The sequence below is a fragment of the Asanoa siamensis genome (assembly GCF_016862555.1).
Lineage (GTDB): Bacteria > Actinomycetota > Actinomycetes > Mycobacteriales > Micromonosporaceae > Asanoa > Asanoa siamensis.
This window is the reverse complement of the sequence record NZ_BONE01000019.1, coordinates 42,361-58,060: the sequence shown is the minus strand read 5'-3', so window position 1 is coordinate 58,060 and position 15,700 is coordinate 42,361. Positions and strand designations below refer to the sequence as shown.

Here is a 15,700-nt window from a genome sequence, read left to right as displayed (position 1 = left end):
CCGGCGCAGCGACCGGCCGCGCGACGCCCGGCGCAGTGGCCGGGCCGCCGCGAGCCGCCGGCAAGAGGCTTCGACGAGGCGTCCGGGTGCCTACCGCGGTCAGTTCACTCGTCGAGCGCCACCGGCGGCGTCCCCAGCTCACCGACAGCCTCGAAGAACCCGTCCGGCACCTCGACCGCGACCAGTTCGTCCAGCGCCGCCAACCGAGCCAAGGACGACACCCCGACCACCGTCGAGTGCACCAGCGGCGACCGCAGCGAGAAGTGCAACGCCGCCGCGGCCAACGGGACATCCCACGACGCGCACAGGGAGGACAGCTTCGACACGAACGCCAGGACCTCCGGGCGGGCCGGCTGGTAGGCGTAGCGGTCCGGAGAAGAACCCGCCAGGATGCCTCCGCCGAACGGGGCCGCGTTGAAGACCGTCATGCCGCGCTCCGTCGCCGCCTCGATGATGCCGGCTGCGCTCTGGTCCACCAGTGTGTAGCGGTTGTGGGTCAGGACCGCGTTGAAGACATCGGTGCGCACGTACTCCTCGACGAGCCGGCGGCGGCCCGCCGCGATGCCGATCGAGCCGACGAGGCCCTGCGCGCGGAGCGCGACCAGCGCCTCGATCGCCCCGCCGGGCGCCGCGGCCTCGGCCACCGTCATGCCGTAAGGGTCGTGCAGGTGGTACATCGGCAGCCGCTCCACGCCGAGCCGCTTCGTCGTCTCCTCCCACGAGCGCCACACCCGGTCGCCGTCGAAGACGCCCGTGGTGGGGTCCGCGTCGGCCTTGGAATAGAGGGTCGCGGGGGCGGTCGGCTCCGACCACGACCGCAGCGCGTCACCGAGCAGCGACTCACTGCGGCCGTCGGCGTAGTTGTTGGACGTGTCGACGGCGCCGTACGGCGAGCGGAGCAGGGCGGTGGCGAGTTCGACGCCTTCGGCACGGTTGCCGAGCATGGAGGCGCCCAGCGTCAACGGGGGAATGGACACGGTTCAGCCCTTCAGCGAGCCGGCGGCCAACGCCGGCCCTGATCTGGCGGTCAGCAAACAACAGCCACCAGTCTTCACGCCGAACCTGGAGCCGCGACACCAGGCCCTGCGCGTTCACCCTCGCCGTAGGGCTGGGCGAAGAGCAGCACCTCGACCGGGCGGGACCCGTCCGGCCGGGCGGCCGGGTCGCGCAGCCGGTCGTCGAAACGCCCCAGCACCGCCCGGATCTCCGCGACCAGGTCGCGCACCTCGTCGACGGTCCCGTGCACCACCGTGCTGGAGCCGCCGAGCACGTCCTGCCACTCGACCGGCTCGGCGTGCCGGTTGGCCTGCGCCGACTGCAGCCGGTCGAGCCAGTGCCGGATCAGCACATCGGACAACGCGCGGGCGGCAGCCGTGGACTGTTCGTCGCCCTGCACGTCCGAGAACGCCAGCGGCACGTCGAGGGCGCGCCACGGGCGGCGCCGGCCGGGGCCCGCCCCGACCTCCTCGACGAACCCGAACCTCGCCAGGGCACGCAGGTGGAACGCGCAGTTGGTCGGGGTCTCCCCGATCAGCGCGCTCGCCTCGGTGGCGGTCAGCGTCTCGTGCAGGCGCAACGCCTCCATGAGCGCGATCCGCGTCGGATGCGCGAGAGCCCGCATCGCTGCCGCTCCCCGCAGTCGTCCGCTCACTGCGTGCGAAATCCTCTCTTGTTTCGGGTCCAACCTTTCGAGAATATCGTTTCGAAAGAATTCTCTCGAATTCAGGAGGCAGACGGATGGCGAACGGGCGGCAGCGCGACCTGGTGATGACGGCTCTCTCGGCGCTGGCGCCCGGCGCCGGCTTCGAGGTCGGCGAGCTGCCCCGGCCCGGCGGCCGCCGCCTGCGCTGGGTCGAGACGTCCAGCGACGGCCCGACCATCCTGCTCGCGGCCGGCGCCGGCGACACCGTCCTCGACTGGGGTCCCGTGCTGCCCGCGCTCGCCGCCGACTTCCACCTCGTCGCCTACGACCGCGCCGGCCTCGGGTTCAGCGACCCGGCACCCCGGACCACGCTGGCGTCCCAGGTGGAGGATCTGATCGCCATGCTCGACCGGCACGGCCCCGCGCTGCTGGTCGGGCACAGCTGGGGCGGCCTGCTCGTCCAGCTCGCCGCCGCCGCCAAGCCCGCCAAGGTCGCCGGCCTGGTGCTGGTCGACCCGACCCACGAGGAGGTGATGGCCGAGGTCCCCGTCCGGCTGCGGCTCGGGTCCGACCTGATGCTCAACTGGATCGTGCTGCTCAAGGCCGTCGGCCGGTTCGACAAGCGGCTCACCGCCTTCGGCCGCGGCACCGCGGAGGTCTGCAGCGACGATCCCGAGGTCCAGGCGCTGGTGCTCGACGCCTATCGCGCCTCGTACGCGGAGCTCCGTCAGGTCGCCGGCATCCGCACGGAGAACCGGCTCGCCACCCGGGTCGCCGTCGCGCGGCGGGCCCGCGCCGCGGCGAAGACGCCGGACGTGCCCCTGACCATCCTGACCGCCACCCGCGGCAAGTTGCCCGCGCTGCAAGTGCGCGCCGCGCAACTCGCCGACCAGACCGCGGCCGCCTACCCGCGCGGACAGCACGTGGTGGTCGACGACGCCGGTCACTACGTCCACCACGACCAGCCCGCCGCCGCGGCGGCCGCGATCAAGGCCGCCGCAGGCTGATCACGGGTCGCACTGGCTGGTTCCGCATCATCAGTCGCGACCGATGGGGCCTTGAGCCGCAACTCACGCGCGAATGAGCATCCCGGCAAGGGTGATCTTCGGCAAACTGAGCTGATGGTGGAGTCGCAGCGACATGAGGAGACCGCCAGCCGTCCCCTCCTCCTGAACAGGTACGCCGCCGTGGTCGTCATGATCGTGGGTTACGCGCTGGTGGCCGCGATCGCCCGCCCGCTGACCCTGCCGGCGTCGTTCACCGTGCTCGTGCCCGGGCTGGCCCTGATCGTCTGGGGCACCCGGCGCGTCCCGAACCGGACCGTGCACACCACCAGATCCACGGTCGCGATCTGGTTCACCCTGCTCGGCCTGTTCTGCGTCTGGGAGCTGGTCGCCTTCGGGTGGGGCAACGACCAGGCCCACCCGACGCTGAGCCTCGCGTTCGACCCGGTGCTGGAGAACTATCCGGCCCGGGTGGTCGGCTACGTGATCTGGCTGAGCACCGGAGCCTGGGTGGCGACCCGGTGAGTCCTCGCTACATCCTCATCACGGGCTTCGTCGCCATCTTCGCCGCGATGCTGGTCGTGGACCTCGTCAGCCGCCGTCGCGGCCGGGGCCCGCAGCCGCTGGCGACCGCGCTGACCGCCGCCATGCGTACGCCCCTCGGCCGGGTCCTGGTGCTCGGCTGGTGGGCCTGGATCGGCTACCACTTCCTGGCCCGCTGACCTCTTGCGGTGCTCCTGCGGGCTGACCCCGTGGACGCGCTTGAAGGCCGTGCTGAGCGCGAACGCGCTGCCGTAGCCGACCTGTCGCGCCACGGCGGCCACCGTCGCGTCGGGCTCCCGCAGCAGGTCGGCGGCGAGCGCGAGGCGCCAGCCGGTCAGGTAGGACATCGGTGGCTCGCCGACCAGGTCGGTGAAGCGCCGCGCGAGCGCCGCCCGGGAGAGCCCGCTGCGCGCCGCGAGCGACGCCACGGTCCACGGATGGGCCGGGTTGTTGTGCAGCATGCGCAGGGCCCGCCCGACGACGGGGTCGCTCTGGGCCTGGTACCAGGCGGGCGCCGCGGCCTCGGGCCGGTCGAACCAGACCCGCAGCACGGCGATGAGGAGCAGGTCGAGCAGCCGGTCGAGCACGGCGGACTGCCCCTGCTCGTCGCGGGTGATCTCGTCACCGAGCAGCCCGACGAGCGGACTGTCCCAGTCGCCCCGGCGCACGACGACCAGCGTCGGCAGGGCCCGCAGCAGCCGCTCGCTGATCTCGCCGTTGACCTGGTAGGTGCCCGTGAGCAGCACGGACGCGCCGTCGGCGCTGGTGCCCCAGGTGCGCACGCCGAGATCCATCTCGTCGTGCAACTCGCGGCCGTCGAGCGTGGTGCACCGCTGCCCGGGATGGATCACGATCTGCGGCACGGTGCCGGGGTCGTCGGCGACGGTGTAGTGGTCAGGCCCGCGCATGACGGCGACGTCACCGGGCTCGAGCCGCACGGGGTCGGCGCCGTCGAAGGTCACCCAGGCGTCGCCGCGCACCACGGACACGATGGACAAGGGCGCCTCGTCGCGGATCCGCAGCGACCACGGCGGATCGAGCACGCACCGCAACAGGAACGCCTGTCGCGCCCGCGGCCCGTCCAACAGCCCGGCCAGAGCATCCATTGACCCAACTTACCGAGATAATCGATGCCTTTGGCTCGGGTCCACGACGGCGCTGACCGTCGCTCCCGCCAGACACCGCTCCGCTTCGCTGCGCTGCCGGGTCCGCGGTCGGGCGCGCTCAGTGCGGGTGGGGCTGGTGGGGTCAGGGTGACCAACGGCGAGCCTGGCAGCGAAGCGGTGTCTGGCGGGAGCGACGGTCCGGACCGCCGCGAGCCCGAGCAGGCAAGCCGTTGATCTAGCGGAGGTTCTCCTTGGCGATGACTTTGGCGAGGGCGCGCAACGCCTTGCCGCGGTGGCTGATCGCGTCCTTCTCCTCGGGCGTCAGCTCCGCGTTGGTGCGCTCCTGGCCCTCGCCGAGGAAGAGCGGGTCGTAGCCGAAGCCGCCCGCGCCGCGTGGCGCCCGCAGCAGCGAGCCCTGCTGGCGGCCCTCGACCAGGTGCTCCCGGCCGCCCGGCGTGACCAGCGCGACCGCACAGACGAACGCCGCGCCGCGATGCTCGTCGGCGAAGTCGCTGATCTGCGACAGCACCAACTCGTTGTTGGCCGTGTCGTCGCCGTGCTTGCCGGCCCAGCGCGCGCTCAGGACGCCCGGCATGCCGTTGAGCGCCTCGACCGCGATGCCGGAGTCGTCGGCGATGGTCGGCAGGCCGGTGCGGCTCGCCCCCTCGCGCGCCTTGAGCAGCGCGTTCTCCGCGAACGTCAGCCCCGTCTCCGCCGGCTCCGGGTAGGGCTCCACGTCCTTCAGGCTCACGATCTCGATCGCGCCGCCGCCGAGCGCCTTGTCCAGGATGCGCTGCAGCTCGACCAGCTTCTTGGCATTGTTCGTCGCCAGCAGCATTTTTTTGCTCATGCCGCGAGCGCCTTGCGCTGGGCGTCGGTGAGCGCGGCGCAGCCCGCCACCGCGAGGTCGAGCAGCGCGTCCAGCTCGGAGCGGTTGAACACCGCCGCCTCGCCCGTGCCCTGCACCTCGACGAAGTCGCCCGTGTCGGTGCAGACCACGTTCATGTCGACGTCGGCGGCGCCGTCCTCGAGGTACATCAGGTCCAGCCGGGGCTCGCCGTCGATGACGCCGACGCTGACGGCCGAGACCGAGCGTGGCAGCGCCTCCTCGATCTTGCCGGCCAGCAGCTTGCGGCCGGCGATCCAGGTCACCGCGTCGTGCAGCGCGACGTACGCTCCCGTGATCGCGGCCGTCCGCGTGCCGCCGTCGGCCTGCAGCACGTCGCAGTCGAGGACGATCGAGTTCTCGCCGAGTGACTTCAGGTCGACGCAGGCCCGCAGGCTACGGCCGATCAAGCGCGAGATCTCCTGCGTACGCCCGCCGACCCGGCCCTTGACACTCTCCCGGTCGGAGCGGGTCGTGGTCGCCCGGGGCAGCATCGCGTATTCGGCGGTGACCCAGCCGAGGCCGCTGCCCTTGCGCCAGCGCGGCACCCCCTCGGTCACGCTCGCCGTGCACAACACCCGGGTGTCGCCGAACTCGACCAGCACCGAGCCCTCGGGGTGCATGCTCCACTGTCGAGTGATCGTCACCGGTCGCAGCTGGTCGGGTCGCCGCCCGTCTGGTCGAGCCATGGGGGCCAGCCTAGGCGGCCTCCACGTCGGCCCGCGCGCGCCCCGCCACCGCGGCCCGGTGGGCGGCGAGGAAACCGGCGGTCGCCGCCGGCCAGCTGAACTCCTCCGCCCGGGCGCGGGCCCGTGACCTCCGGAAACTCTCGTCCTGGTCGAGCAGGCCGGTGATCGCGGCGGCCATTTCCGGGCCGTTGCCCGGTGCGGCCGCGCCGGCCGGGCCGATCACCTCGGGCAGCGCACTCGCCGCGTTGACCACGACCGGCGTGCCGCAGGCCAGCGCCTCCAGCGCCGCGAGCCCGAAGGTCTCCACCGGACCCGGCGCGATCACCACGTCGGCGCCGGCCAGCAGGGCCGCGACCGCGGTCTGGTCCGGCAGGAAACCGGCGAAGGTGACCGGCAGCCGGGCCGCCCGCTCCTCCAGCGCCGGCCGCCGCGGGCCGTCGCCCAGCACCACGAGCCGGGCCGGCACGCCCGCGCGGAGCAGTGCCGCCAGCGCGTCGACGGCCAGTTCCGGCTTCTTCTCCGGCGAGAGCCGGGTGCAGGTCACCAGCAGCACCTCGGCGGGGCCGGCGTAGCGCGCCCGGACCGCCTCGTCGTGCCGCCGCGGGTGGAAGGTGTCCAGGTCGACGCCGAGCGGGGCGCGCCGGACCGGCACCCCGATGCGGACGAACTCCTCGGCGGCCCAGCCGGTGGTGCAGACGATCGTGTCGTACGCGTCGGCACTGCGCGCGTTGAGCGCGTCCGCCGCCCGCCGCCCGGCCGCGCCCGGCAGCCCGGAGATCCGCAGCAGCCCCGCCAGGCTCTCGTGGGAGACCATCACGCTGCGCACACCGGCGTCCCGGGCCCACCGCCCCGTCCAGCGCAGCGTGCTGCGGTCGGAGACCTCGAGCCGGTCGGGCGCCAGGCTGTCCAGCAGCCGGGCCAGCGGCCGCCGGCCGACCAGCACCCGGTAGCCGCCGGTCAACGGCACCATCGGGCCGGGCAGGGTGATCACCCGGCCCTGGTCGGTCTCCTCGTCGGCGTAGCGCTCCCCCGGCATCACCAGGATCGGCTGGTGCCCGTGGGCGAGGTAGCCGGCGCCGAGGCTGCGCAGGGCCGTCCGGAGCCCGCCGGACCGGGGCATGATGAAGTTGGCGAGCCGCACGATGCGCAGCCCGGCCGCTAGCGAGCTCATGCGGCGACGGCCAGCCGGGGCCGGGCCGCCCGCGCGGCGAGCACCTCCGCGTAGTGCCCGATCAACTCGTCGCCGATCGCCGCCCAGGTGCGCCCCGCGACCGCGTCCCGCGCCGCCAGGCCGTACCGCTGCCGCAGTTCCGCGTCTCCGGCGAGCGCGCCCACCGCGTCGGCGATCGCGGTCGCGTCGCCGGGTGGCACCAGCGTGCCGGTCAGTCCGGGCCGGACCAGGTCCACCGGCCCGCCGGCGGCCGGCGCGACCACCGCGACACCGCTGGCCATCGCCTCCTGCACGCTCTGGCAGAACGTCTCGTGCGGGCCGGCGTGCACGAACACGTCGAGGCTCGCGTAGATCCGGGCGAGTTGGTCGCCGCCGCGCTGGCCCAGGAATGCCGCGCCGGGCAGCGCCTTCTCGGCGTCCTTGCGGCCCGGGCCGTCACCGACCACCACCAGGCGCACGCCGGGCATCCGGGTCAGCGGCGCCAGCAGGTCGAGGCGCTTCTCGGCGGCCAGCCGGCCCACGTACCCGACCAGCACCTCGCCGTCGCGCGCCAGCGCCCGCCGCACCGCCTTGCTCCGCTTGCTGGGGTGGAACCGCACCGTGTCGACGCCGCGGCCCCACCGGTGCACCCGGTGGATGCCCTGCTCGGCCAGGTCGGTCACCGAGGTCGAGGACGGCGCCAGCGTGCGGTCGGCGCCGTTGTGGATCGTCCGGATCCAGTGCCAGGTGATGTCCTCGCCCCAGCCCAGCCGGTAGTTGCGCAGGAAGGCCGCGATGTCGGTCTGGTAGACCGCGACGGTCGGCAGGTTGCGCTGGTTGGCCAGGGCGACGCCGCGGGCACCGAGAAAGAACGGGCTGGCCAGGTGTACGACGTCCGGGGCGTGCGCGATGAGCGCGTCGGTGAGCCGGGCGCTGGGCATGCCGAACCGGAAGCCGCGGTAGCGGGGCAGGGGGACGCTCGGGATGCGGACGACCGGGTACGACCGGGGGCCGGTCACCCCGCGGGCCGACGAGGACGGCGCGGGCGCGATCACCATCGGCTGGTGGCCGCGGGCGACGAGGTGCTCGGCGACGCGGACGACGGAGTTCGCTACGCCGTTGACGTCCGGCGGGAAGGACTCCGTGATGAGCGCGATACGCATGGGCACACCGTGTGCGCCGGTCCGGTGCTAGGGACGAAGGCCGGTTGTCGATCCGGCGAACAGTGCCTGAAGGGTCAGATCTCGTAGCGGGCGCCGGGGCGGACGATCTCGACCGGACCCTGGTACGTCGCGGAGGCCGCCTCGAACGTCAGCGCCTCGCTCCCCCACGCGGTGACGAGGTGGGTCAGCAGCAGCCGGCCGACGCCGGCCTTCGTGGCGACCTCGCCCGCCTCGCCGCCGGTCAGGTGGATGTCCGGCGGGTTGTCGGCGCCGTCGAGGTAGCTCGCCTCGCAGAGGAACACGTCCGCGCCGTGCGCCAGGCGCAGCAACGCCTCGCACGGCGCCGTGTCGGACGAGTAGGCCAGCGCGCGGCCCTGGTGCTCGATGCGCACCCCGTAGGTCTCCACCGGGTGGTTGACCCGGTCGACGACGACCTGGAACGGGCCGATCGGGAACGAGCCCGGCTGCAGGCCGTAGAAGGTGTAGACGTCGTCGAGCGCGTCCTCGACCTCGTTGTTGTAGCCGGCGGCGATCCGGGCCGGGGCACCGGCGGGCGCGTAGACCGGGATGGGCGGGTAGGCGCCCTCGGGTGCGTACCGCCGGACCACGATGTAGTCGCAGGCGTCCGACATGTGGTCGCAGTGCAGGTGGGTGAGCAGGATGGCGTCGATGCCGTGGAGGCTCGAATAGCGCTGCAGCGCGGAAAGTGAGCCGGTGCCGAAATCGACGAGGAGCCGAAAGTCGTCGGCCTCGAGAAGGTACGCGGAGCAGGCCGACTCGGGGCCGGGAAAACTGCCGGCACAGCCGAGGATCGTCAGGCGCATCCGGACGTTCCCGGCACGCGGTTGACAGGCCCGCCGACCGTTCGGAGGCGCAAGATCGTGGTCGACGAGATTGTCACGCTGCGCAGCCTACGCCGTGCTCCTCAGGCGGATGAAAGAACTGATCCAACTTGTCGCGAAGGTGACACCGCAGCGTCGGATACCTTCCCGCATTTCCGGATGATCGCGGTTGGAGATCATGCCGTTACGCCTAGTCACATTTGGGCGTTGAACCGGTGGCGGGCCCGCCGGGCGGCGGCGGGCCGATTTCAGGCACGGGGCGGTGGCGTGTGTCGAGCCAGGCGGAGATCCCTTCGGCGGACAAATCAGACAGCACTCAGGAGTCGTCACCCCGGCACGCGAAGCGCGCGGACGCGCCCGCGGCCACCGGCGTGCTCGCCGACGTCGGGCCCGCGGCGGTCGCGCCCGGCGAAGACGTGAAGATCCTGCCGATCGTGCCGCCGGCCGGAACGAACGCGGCGCCGAGCCAGACGGGGGCCGGCACGGAGTGGGCGGGTCCGACGGCGGCGGTGCCGACGATCACGGGCCTGGACACGATGGCGGGCCCGGAGACGGCGCCGGCGACCCGCGGGGACGGGGCGCTGAGCGGCGTCGCGACCGCCGGCACGGTGTCGGAGAGTCCGGTGATGCCGGTCGACGCTCCCCCGGCCGGCGGGACGGCGGCGCCCGCTGACGGCGCCGAGCCGTCGCGGCCGGCGGGTGCCGGCCGCGAGGCTGGTGCCGGCCACGAGGCCGGCGCGGTCAGCGTCGAGCGCCTGCCGACCCGGCTGAGCCTCAACAAAGCCCGCCACGCGGCGGCGGCGCAGACGGGCATCTTCCGCCTGGGCGACCTGCACTCGGAAACGCGCCCGGTCCCCGAGAACAGCCACATGCTCGGCATCTGCGCCTGGGGCACGGCCCTGGCCCTGGCCGGCGTGGGCGTAGGCATCCGCGGCCTGGCCGCGATCATCAGCGGCATAGCCCCGGCCTGGTACAAGCCGGCCCTGATCGGCGTGGGCCTGATCGGCGTGCTGCTGACGGTGGGCGCGTTCGTCACCATCCAACGCCGCTACATGCCCTGGCTCCTACTGGCCTTCGCCACGCTCCCACTGGCGGTGACGATCGCCTTGACGATCATCGCCCTCTGACCCGGCGCTCGGTGCTCAACGCTGGGCCGGCGCGGTGGGCGCGGTCGGGGGTCGGCTCTTGGCCCTTGACCCTTCGGCCTTCGCGCCTTTGGCGCTCGGCGCTCGGCGTGGGCGCTTGGCGCTCAGCATGGGCGCTTGGCGCTCAGCATGGGCGCTTGGCGCTCAGCATGGGCGCTTGGCGCTCTGAGCGCGGCCAGGCGCGGGCCTGGCAGCGGAGCGAAGCGGAGCGGTGTCCGGCGGGAGCGACGGTCTTGCCGCCACCGCGGACCCGGGAAATGATGTGCGTCCCTGAGATCGGGCGTTCGAGGAGGACCGGGCGGATGACGGAGACGGTGCGTTCCGCCGACGGCACCGTGATCGCGTTCGAGCGGGTCGGTGCCGGGCCCACGGTCGTGTGTGTCGACGCGGCGGGGGGCTATCGCGAGCACGGCCCGATGCGGTCGATCGCAGCGGCGCTCGCCGACGACTTCACGGTCGTCACCTATGACCGGCGGGGACGCGGCGAGAGTGGTGACACCGCGCCCTACACGGTCGAGCGGGAGATCGACGACCTGGCCGCCGTGATCGCGGCCGCGGGTGGGCGGGCGCACGTCTACGCGTTCTCGTCGGGTGGGCTGGTGGCGCTGCACGCCGCGGCGGCCGGTGTGCCGATCGACCGGATGGCGCTGTTCGAACCGCCGCTGGGCGGCGGCGAGTCCGACCTGACCCAGGAGATGCGCGCGCTCGTCGGGGCCGGCAGCCATGAGGAGGCCGCCGCGCACTTCCTGGCGTCGATCGGCGTTCCGGAGGAGTACGCGACGCCCGACCCCGGGCTGATCGCGGTCGCGCCGACGCTGGTCTACGACTGCCTGCTCGGCGACCACACGTCACTCGACCTGATCGCCCGGGTACGCACGCCCACGCTCGTCATCGACAGCGAAGGCACCACCGGCCCGCTGCCGGACTGGGCGGTGACGATCGTCGGGGCACTACCCGACGGCCACCACCGCAGCCTGCCCGGCAGCTGGCACGGTGTCGACGACGCCGATCTGGTCGACGCGCTGAGCCGTTTCTACGCCCAGAGTTGACCGTCGAGGGCTTCTTCGGCGTCCGCGAGGGTGCCGCCGTAGGCGCCCGTCGACAGATATTTCCAGCCGCCGTCGGCGATCACGAACGCCACGTCGGCGCGGATGCCGTCCTTGACCGCCTGGTGGGCCACCGCCAGCGCCGCGTGCAGGATCGCGCCGCTGGAGAAGCCCGCGAAGATGCCTTCGACCTCGACGAGCTGCCGGGTACGCAGGACCGCGTCCCGGGTGCCGACCGAGAACCTGCGGGTCAGCACCGACGCGTCGTACAACTCCGGCACGTAGCCCTCGTCGATGTTGCGCAGGCCGTAGACCAGCTCGCCGTAGCGTGGCTCGGCGGCGATGATCTCGATGCCCGGCACCTTCTCGCGCAGGTAGCGGCCCGTGCCCATCAGCGTGCCGGTGGTGCCGAGGCCCGCGACGAAGTGGGTGATCGTCGGCAGGTCGCGCAGCAGTTCCGGCCCGGTCGTCTCGTAGTGGGCGCGTGCGTTGTCGGGGTTGCCGTATTGAAAGAGCATCACCCAGTCGGGGTGCTCGGCGGCGATCTGCTTCGCCGTCGCCACCGCCTGGTTGGAGCCGCCCGCCGCCGGCGAGAAGATGATCTCCGCGCCGTACATCCGGAGCAGTTGGGTGCGCTCCGTCGAGACGTTCTCGGGCATCACGCAGACCAGCCGGTAGCCCCGCAGCTTGGCGACCATGGCCAGGGAGATGCCGGTGTTGCCGCTCGTCGGCTCGAGGATCGTGTCGCCCGGGCGGAGCCGGCCGGCGCGTTCGGCCTCACGGACCATGAACAGCGCCGCCCGGTCCTTGATGCTCCCGGTCGGGTTGCGATCTTCGAGCTTCGCCCAGAGCCGGACCGGTGGCGCGCCTTCGGGCACCACCGGCGACAGCCGGGGCAGGCCGACCAGCGGGGTGTCTCCCGCCGCTTCGAGCAGGCTCTCGTACCGCGACATGGCGGGGCCTACCGGACGGGCGCCGTCGACCGCCCCAGCATGGCGGCCGCGGCGGCGAACCCGAACGCACCGCCGGCGACGGCCGGCAGGATGGTCACGTTGTCGCCGTCGTTGAGCTTGGCGTCGAGCGACCCGAGGAACCGGACGTCTTCGTCGTTGACGTAGATGTTGACGAAGCGGTGGAGGCCGCCCTGCTCGGTGACGAGCCGGCCGCGCAGGCCGCCGTGGCGCGAGTCGAGGTCGGACAGCAGCGCGGCGAGCGTGTCGCCGGCGCCCTCGACGGTCTTCGCGCCGCCGGTGTAGGTGCGCAGGATGGTGGGGATGCGAACCTCGATAGCCATGATCATTGCTCCTGTGAAGAACGACGGTCGGGAAAGGACGGTGAACGGACGGGCGCGGGGGTCAGCGGCCTGGCGAACACTCGTAGTCGACCGTCGTCGGGCTCTGCCCGAACATGTATGACTGAACGGCGTGCGGATCCACGGTGGGCTCAACGATCTGGACGGGCTCTTCGGTTACGACGCCGTCCACGATGCGGAACGACCTGATCTCCTCGGTGGCCGGCTCGCGCGTCGACACCAGCAGGTAGTGCGCGTTGGGCTCACCGGCGAAGGAGACGTCGGTGCGGGACGGGTAGGCCTCGGTCGCGGTGTGCGAGTGGTAGATGACCACCGGCTCCTCGTCGCGATCGTCCATCTCACGCCAGACCCGCAGGTGCTCCATCGAGTCGAACTCATAGAAGGTCATCGACCGGGCCGCGTTGTCCATGGGGATGTGGCGCACCGGGGTGTCGCTGCCCAGCGGGCCCGCGACGACGCCGCACGCCTCGTCGGGATGGTCGCGGCGTGCGTGGGCGATGATCGCGTCGATGATCGACCGGTCGATGCTCAGCACGCCCACAAGCCTACCGTCTGCGCGGGGCGCGCCGGGACGTGGCAGCGGTCACCCATGTCACTCCGTGAGCGCGGTGAGCAGTGACTCCTGCAGATAGCCCAGATAGGCGTAGACCGAGAGCTGGAAGACCCGCGACGAGGACGGATCGCTCAGCACGGCGTCGTCGAGCTCCTCGCCGAGGTCGGTGTCGGCGCTGATGTCGAGGCGTACGCCCATCGCCAGGCGGGCGTCGTTGAGCGCGCGCAGCCAGGCCTCGGCGGACTCGGGGTCGAGCCGGACCTCACCGCCGGAGCCGCTGGGCAGGGACGCCAGGATCGCGCCGGCCGAGTCGATCTTGCCCGTCTTGAGGTCGCCCTCGGTGAAGCGGCGGAACTCCGCCGAGTCCTCGGGGTTGCTCGGGTAGATGTCGGGAAACAGCCGGTCGACGACCGGGTCGGCGTGGTCGAAGCCGTCGGTCAGCAGGCCGACGACCTCGGTCGCGACCTTCCGCAGGACCCGGACCTCGTCGGGGGCGAAGGTCGCCACGCAGTGCTCGCCATAACGCCGGAACATGACTCAGGGTTGCTCGACCGTCGCCCAGAGACCGTAGCCGTGCAGGCACGAGGCGTCGTATTCCATCCGCTCGCGGGCGCCGGCGGAAACCGCGGCGCGACCCTTGTTGTGCACGTCGAGCATCAGCGACTGGGCCTTGTCGTGGGTGTAGCCGAACTGCTTCTGGAAAACCCAGGTCACGTAGGTCATCAGGTTGACCGGGTCGTCATGGACAACAGTGATCCACGGACGGTCGGTCGCCGGCACCGTCTCGACGTCCGGCGACTGCACGGGAGTCGTCTGCGGGGCTGCCACATGGCCATCGTACGAGCAAATCGACGCACCGACGACCGCCACATGCGTATCAGTAGCCCTCATCTGTCGTGTGGGCTGGTCAGGCCAGCAGGATGCCGTGATCGACGGCCTCGGCCAGCACGCCGGAGAGCGCCCGGTGGGTGGCGTCGAGGCGGCGGGAGACCTCGCGGAGGAGCTCGAGCTCGACGCCGCGGATCGACCGTTGTGCCCACGAGCGTGCGCGGTTGGTGTCGGACGGGCCCGCGTTGCGCCACTGGCCGTAGCAGCCGCCGGCCAGCCCGACGCCGAGCGACGGGAGGATCGTGCGGCCCGGCTCGACCGGGTAGGCGGCCAGGCCGGCCACCGCGCCACCGCCGGCGACCGTGGCCACCCCGGCGGTGCTGGTGATCAGCAGGACCTTGTCGAGATCGCGGGCGGCCCGGTCGTCGGCCAGCCCGCGGCGTACACCCGCCGCCACCCGGCGCCGGACACCCTCATCCGGTGGGGCACCGAGCACCTGGGTGGCGGCGGTGGTCAGCAGGCGGTCGACCGCGTCGTCGCACTCGGCGACCGCCTTGAGGGACAGCGCGTGCATCTCGCGGTCGAGGACCTCGGGCAGGCCGCTCGGGCCCGCACCGAAGACGATCTCCTGGACGCAGCGCAGGTGGATGTTGGCGAGTTCGATGGCCAGGCGCTGCCGGACGAGGTGCGTCTCGGCGCGCGCGGCCGCCTCTAGTCGCTCGGCCCAGTCGGACTCGTGGACGCCCTCGGCGACCCGGACGGTCCGCATCGCGTTGGGCGGCACCGGCGGGTTGTCGCTGGCCCGGCGCATGCCCTCGTCGGCGGCCCACTCGATCAGAGCGCGGCGCAGGAACGCGGTGTCGCCGGCCGCCGGGTCGACCGCGAACCACGGCACCTCGGCGAGGGCCGGGATGGCGGTCGCGATGGCCAGCCGCTGCGCCTCGACCGCGCCGGCGGCCGGGTCGTTGTCACCGAGGCCGGGCGCGATCTCGCCGAGGTCGAGCAGGTCGACGTCGGACGCGCTCAGGGCGGTGGCCGGCGCGTACCAGGTGCCGTCGGCGCGCGGCGTGACGACGAAGAAGACGGCGGCGTTGGTCTGCGCGACCTCGCCGAGGATGTCGAGCTCGAAGCGGCCGGGTAGCTGGCCGGCGCTGAGCACGTACATCACCGCGCCGCCGCGCTGGACGGCGTCGTGCAGCACCCGGCCGCCGGCCACGCCGAGATCCTCGGTGTCGGGCGCGTCGACCAGAGCGAAGTGGCGCAGCAGCGGGTCGGGCAGGCTCAGCTCGATGCGGCGCGGCGGGCGGGCGGCGGCCGACTCGTCGGCCGGTGCGGACAGCGAGCGGAACGGGTGTGCCTTGCGGGCGCCCGGTAGGTAGGAGCAGACGTCCTTGCCGTGGCCGTGGTTGACCACGAGGTAGCTCGCCTTCGGGACGTCGAGCAGCCGGCCGACGGCACCGACGAGGGCGGCGATCACGTCGCTGCGACCACTGCCGCGGGCGCCGAGCGCGACGACGGCCAACGGCTCGTCGGGGATGGGCTCCAGGACGGGACCACGCGTACGGCTGGGCGTGCGCCGCTGCTGCGGCAGGGAGATGATGTTCGCCTCGGTCAGCCGATCGAGCGTGTCAGAGCCCATGAGCCTGCGCCTCCCTGTTATTGCGATGGTCTTGCGCGCGGCGATCACCGTCCGCGTTTCGTCGAGCACCGGAACGCTATGCGACCGGCTACCTGGCATGACAGGTAGCGGACTACTCATGCCATGTTGGGTGGGTACTCAACTTCAACCCG

Annotated in this window: 18 protein-coding genes and 1 pseudogene; 5 read left to right on the top strand and 14 right to left on the bottom strand. The window is 72.6% G+C overall.

Features of this window, described 5'->3' with window-relative positions:
• Window positions 1-104 precede the first annotated feature (104 nt).
• Complete coding sequence (locus Asi02nite_RS13850; protein WP_203713086.1) at window positions 105-977, bottom strand: aldo/keto reductase; 873 nt, start codon at window positions 975-977, stop codon at window positions 105-107.
• 74 nt (window positions 978-1,051) lie between these two features.
• Window positions 1,052-1,621, bottom strand: coding sequence for a helix-turn-helix domain-containing protein (locus tag Asi02nite_RS13845; protein WP_203713085.1), 570 nt, complete (start codon window positions 1,619-1,621; stop codon window positions 1,052-1,054).
• A gap of 116 nt (window positions 1,622-1,737) precedes the next feature.
• Between Asi02nite_RS13845 and Asi02nite_RS13840 the strand changes: the two genes are divergently transcribed.
• The 3 genes from Asi02nite_RS13840 to Asi02nite_RS42740 all read left to right on the top strand — a co-directional run bounded on the left by Asi02nite_RS13840 (window position 1,738) and on the right by Asi02nite_RS42740 (window position 3,368).
• Window positions 1,738-2,649 carry an alpha/beta fold hydrolase gene (locus tag Asi02nite_RS13840; protein ID WP_203713083.1) on the top strand — a complete coding sequence of 304 codons (912 nt, stop codon included), beginning with the start codon at window positions 1,738-1,740 and terminating at the stop codon, window positions 2,647-2,649.
• A gap of 114 nt (window positions 2,650-2,763) precedes the next feature.
• Window positions 2,764-3,171, top strand: coding sequence for a hypothetical protein (locus tag Asi02nite_RS13835; protein ID WP_203713081.1), 408 nt, complete (start codon window positions 2,764-2,766; stop codon window positions 3,169-3,171).
• Between the two features lie 47 nt (window positions 3,172-3,218).
• On the top strand, window positions 3,219-3,368 hold the full coding sequence (locus Asi02nite_RS42740; RefSeq protein WP_373312258.1) for a DUF6186 family protein: 150 nt from the start codon (window positions 3,219-3,221) through the stop codon (window positions 3,366-3,368).
• Window positions 3,369-3,374: 6 nt separating this feature from the next.
• On the opposite strand, the pseudogene Asi02nite_RS13830 reads toward Asi02nite_RS42740, so the two are convergent.
• The 6 genes and pseudogenes from Asi02nite_RS13830 to Asi02nite_RS13805 form a co-directional block, all read right to left on the bottom strand.
• Window positions 3,375-4,295, bottom strand: a pseudogene (locus tag Asi02nite_RS13830) (AraC family transcriptional regulator); the annotation flags it as partial.
• A gap of 235 nt (window positions 4,296-4,530) precedes the next feature.
• Window positions 4,531-5,145, bottom strand: a complete 615-nt coding sequence (gene rdgB / locus Asi02nite_RS13825) for an RdgB/HAM1 family non-canonical purine NTP pyrophosphatase (RefSeq protein WP_203713077.1) — start codon at window positions 5,143-5,145, stop codon at window positions 4,531-4,533.
• Window positions 5,142-5,870, bottom strand: coding sequence for a ribonuclease PH (gene rph, locus Asi02nite_RS13820; RefSeq protein ID WP_203713075.1), 729 nt, complete (start codon window positions 5,868-5,870; stop codon window positions 5,142-5,144). The genes rdgB and rph overlap by 4 nt, the downstream gene beginning before the upstream one ends.
• A 10-nt stretch (window positions 5,871-5,880) precedes the next feature.
• Window positions 5,881-7,041, bottom strand: coding sequence for a glycosyltransferase (locus Asi02nite_RS13815; protein WP_203713073.1), 1,161 nt, complete (start codon window positions 7,039-7,041; stop codon window positions 5,881-5,883).
• Window positions 7,038-8,183, bottom strand: coding sequence for a glycosyltransferase family 4 protein (locus Asi02nite_RS13810; protein WP_203713071.1), 1,146 nt, complete (start codon window positions 8,181-8,183; stop codon window positions 7,038-7,040). Before Asi02nite_RS13810 ends, Asi02nite_RS13815 begins: the two co-directional genes overlap by 4 nt.
• A 74-nt stretch (window positions 8,184-8,257) precedes the next feature.
• Complete coding sequence (locus Asi02nite_RS13805; protein WP_203713069.1) at window positions 8,258-9,007, bottom strand: MBL fold metallo-hydrolase; 750 nt, start codon at window positions 9,005-9,007, stop codon at window positions 8,258-8,260.
• Window positions 9,008-9,294: 287 nt separating this feature from the next.
• Between Asi02nite_RS13805 and Asi02nite_RS13800 the strand changes: the two genes are divergently transcribed.
• Window positions 9,295-10,152 carry a hypothetical protein gene (locus Asi02nite_RS13800; protein WP_203713068.1) on the top strand — a complete coding sequence of 286 codons (858 nt, stop codon included), beginning with the start codon at window positions 9,295-9,297 and terminating at the stop codon, window positions 10,150-10,152.
• 320 nt (window positions 10,153-10,472) lie between these two features.
• Entirely contained in the window at window positions 10,473-11,219 is a 747-nt protein-coding gene (locus tag Asi02nite_RS13795) for an alpha/beta fold hydrolase (protein WP_203713067.1), read from the top strand.
• On the opposite strand, the gene Asi02nite_RS13790 is transcribed toward Asi02nite_RS13795, so the two are convergent.
• From Asi02nite_RS13790 to Asi02nite_RS13765, 6 genes are all read right to left on the bottom strand, one after another.
• Complete coding sequence (locus Asi02nite_RS13790; RefSeq protein WP_203713066.1) at window positions 11,204-12,169, bottom strand: PLP-dependent cysteine synthase family protein; 966 nt, start codon at window positions 12,167-12,169, stop codon at window positions 11,204-11,206. The two genes, Asi02nite_RS13795 and Asi02nite_RS13790, sit on opposite strands and share 16 nt — an antisense overlap.
• Before the next feature lie 8 nt (window positions 12,170-12,177).
• A complete protein-coding gene (locus Asi02nite_RS13785) occupies window positions 12,178-12,510 on the bottom strand; it encodes a MoaD family protein (RefSeq protein WP_203713065.1) in 333 nt (110 codons plus the stop codon).
• Between the two features lie 61 nt (window positions 12,511-12,571).
• Window positions 12,572-13,063: a M67 family metallopeptidase gene (locus Asi02nite_RS13780; RefSeq protein ID WP_203713064.1), complete on the bottom strand. Its 492-nt coding sequence runs from the start codon at window positions 13,061-13,063 to the stop codon at window positions 12,572-12,574.
• A gap of 57 nt (window positions 13,064-13,120) precedes the next feature.
• Window positions 13,121-13,615: a DUF2017 domain-containing protein gene (locus Asi02nite_RS13775; RefSeq protein ID WP_203713063.1), complete on the bottom strand. Its 495-nt coding sequence runs from the start codon at window positions 13,613-13,615 to the stop codon at window positions 13,121-13,123.
• Between the two features lie 3 nt (window positions 13,616-13,618).
• Window positions 13,619-13,909, bottom strand: a complete 291-nt coding sequence (clpS, locus tag Asi02nite_RS13770; RefSeq protein ID WP_203713061.1) for an ATP-dependent Clp protease adapter ClpS — start codon at window positions 13,907-13,909, stop codon at window positions 13,619-13,621.
• A gap of 79 nt (window positions 13,910-13,988) precedes the next feature.
• Entirely contained in the window at window positions 13,989-15,548 is a 1,560-nt protein-coding gene (locus tag Asi02nite_RS13765) for a hypothetical protein (protein ID WP_203713059.1), read from the bottom strand.
• Window positions 15,549-15,700 lie beyond the last annotated feature (152 nt).